The 2,321-nt window shown below is 55.5% G+C and carries 4 protein-coding genes; 1 reads left to right on the plus strand and 3 read right to left on the minus strand.

Annotated elements, in window-relative coordinates; all coding sequences use genetic code 11:
• The 3 genes from HOJ95_08155 to HOJ95_08165 form a co-directional block, all read right to left on the minus strand.
• Window positions 1-317 (minus strand): hypothetical protein (locus HOJ95_08155; GenBank protein ID MBT6394664.1); only part of this gene is annotated, 317 nt, incomplete at its 3' end.
• Window positions 318-365: 48 nt separating this feature from the next.
• Window positions 366-911 carry a cupin domain-containing protein gene (locus HOJ95_08160; protein ID MBT6394665.1) on the minus strand — a complete coding sequence of 182 codons (546 nt, stop codon included), beginning with the start codon at window positions 909-911 and terminating at the stop codon, window positions 366-368.
• Between the two features lie 64 nt (window positions 912-975).
• Entirely contained in the window at window positions 976-1,770 is a 795-nt protein-coding gene (locus HOJ95_08165; protein ID MBT6394666.1) for a class I SAM-dependent methyltransferase, read from the minus strand.
• Between the two features lie 190 nt (window positions 1,771-1,960).
• Here HOJ95_08165 and HOJ95_08170 point away from each other — a divergent pair.
• Window positions 1,961-2,321 (plus strand): creatininase family protein (locus HOJ95_08170; GenBank protein ID MBT6394667.1); only part of this gene is annotated, 361 nt, incomplete at its 3' end.

Raw genomic sequence — 2,321 nt, forward strand, 5'->3', positions numbered from 1 at the left:
CCGCCGGGGAATATTACGAGTTCGACGGCCTCTAATATCTCCTGTTCGGTTGCGCCGTGCTCGAAGGCTTGGTGGATGTGATTTTTGATGTAAGTCTGAGATTCCTCTGCCGGTAGCCGGACGCAAAGCGCAACGATAAAGAGAAGTTCGAGGACTTTTTTCGAAAGAGCGCCCTCGCGCGTCATGAAGTGATCGAGTTTTTCATTGTGTCGCTGATAAAAATCGATGTCGCGGCGGGCCATGAACTCCTGCTCGGGGAGTATCCAGCCACGTGAGGATTTGATCTTCTTGATTAACGCATCGGCCTCAGAGTTCATTGTAGTCTCCGTTTAAAATATTTCGTTGATTTGTCTGTGGAGCGCCGATTATTCGGGCAGCGCCTCGGCGTCGATTAGGATGAATGCGATACGGCACGGTGCATCGCTCCGGTTGGACCAGGCGTGGTTCGTCCCTCGCTGGATGAGTACATCGCCGGGGCCCATCTTCGTCTCGCCGACATCCATCATGGCATAGACCTCACCCTCCAGGATGATGGCGTAATCGACGGTTCGCGTTTTATGAAAGCCGGGATGGCGACTTGCGGCCCCTGCCGCGTATGCATCGCTCCCGCCGTACTGGGAAGTGGTGTTGTTTTTGTCCACCCCGTCCCCAAAGCGCACCGAGTCGGGCGGCATGTCGATAATTCGAAAAACATTTCCCGTATCGGGGGGCGCAAGACTAAGTGGCCTGTCAGCAGCGTCGGCGTTTCCCTCGTTCGAGGTGGGAGCGCCGTCCGTCGCCCAAAGCTCATGCCAGATGAAGCCGGAGATGCCCTTGATTTCCACGTCATTCGGATTTTCCTGGTCTTCAAGTATTACCGACTCGCCCTCCTCGTTATGCCCTGTGAGTATTCTTCGCACCGGTTTGCTCATTATGCGGCTCCTTATGTTTTTAGAAATATTAAAATATTTGGCGCATAGATTTTGGGTTCAGATGTTAGAGCTTTTTCCCGACCACGATGGCGTCCCATCTAAGAAGGGAGAGATCGTCTCCCTCGCCCTCGGGCAGCAGCCAACTCTCCCCGCCCTCGTCGCGCAGGCGCTCCACCCCCTCGCGGACTTCTCGTATGGTTGCCTCGCCGGTCTCGGCGCCTGAGATCCAGTTGTCGAAAGTGTCCCGTCTGTTCATCGTTTCGACCTCGGTAACCTCAAGGCCGCACGCCGCGTAAATTCCCCGAAAATCCTTGGGTGAAAGGATGCGAACCATCTCGGGCTCGCGGATATGATCAATCTCCTCGATGCGCGCACGCTCGACGTCGCTGTCGGGATAACAGTGATCCATCACGATGACATGGCCGCCGGGGCGGACGACACGCGACATTTCGCGCACGACATCATCCGGGTTGGCTAGATGATGAAAAACGTTTCGGCAAATGGCGCAGTCCACAGCAGCGTCCGGGATGGGGGTTTGCTCGCAGAGCGCGATGGTGAAGTGTGCGCCATGCCCAAGGCCCTCGTCTGCCAGGCGCTTTTTCCCCGTCAGGGCCATTGCGGGGGTGATGTCCACGCCGATGACGCGGCCACCGGCCTCAATGAAGGGGATGGCCGAGTTGCCAGTGCCAATTCCAAAATCCGCGGCCCACCCCCCGGCGGGGAAAGCAATTCCCTCAAGGACCTCGCGCAACGGAACGAGCGTTTGCCCCCCGGTTTTTTGGGTGAATTTTGCCGCCCGCCGGGTGAAGCTCTCGAGATTTTTTTGTGCGGCCTCGTTTGCGTCTGGTATAGCTGTCATTTCAGTTGATTCCTCCCGATAGCTCGAACTCACATTTGCCGAGTTGGCTCTTTGCTCTGTGCCATATATCTTGTGGTTCTGGATATTTTCTTATTTTAACACGGGCGGCGATCGGGGGCATTCGCTTCCGCAATTTCGAAGTGCACGGAGGAGGCGCCGCCCGATTCCTAAGGAATGAGGAGCGCTTGCTATGCTTTTAAACGAAATGACGTGGATGGAAATTCGAGACATGCTTCCCCAAAACCCGGTGGTGATTCAGCCTGTGGGCTCGACTGAGCAGCATGGTCCCCACCTTCCGCTTAAAACCGATATATTGAGCGCCTACGAAATTGCCCAGGCGGTGGCCGAGCGCACTGGCTGTCTGGTGGCGCCGCCTCTGCCATATGGCTATTCGGAGACATGGCAGACTTTTCCGGGAACGATCAGCTTTAAGCCACAAACCTTTATGAATTGTATTTCTGATATTGCTGACTGTTTTGTGCGCGGGGGATTCAAAAAAATATTTTTTCTAAACGGCCACAACGGCAACCTCGCGCCTCTCCAGACCATGA

The sequence above is a fragment of the Nitrospinaceae bacterium genome (assembly GCA_018669005.1).
Classification (GTDB): domain Bacteria; phylum UBA8248; class UBA8248; order UBA8248; family UBA8248; genus UBA8248.

Coding starts and splice junctions, on each gene's coding strand:
- HOJ95_08160 (MBT6394665.1), bottom strand. CDS start 911: ATGAGCAAACCGGTGCGAAGAATACTCACAGGGCATAACGAGGAGGGC.
- HOJ95_08165 (MBT6394666.1), bottom strand. CDS start 1,770: ATGACAGCTATACCAGACGCAAACGAGGCCGCACAAAAAAATCTCGAG.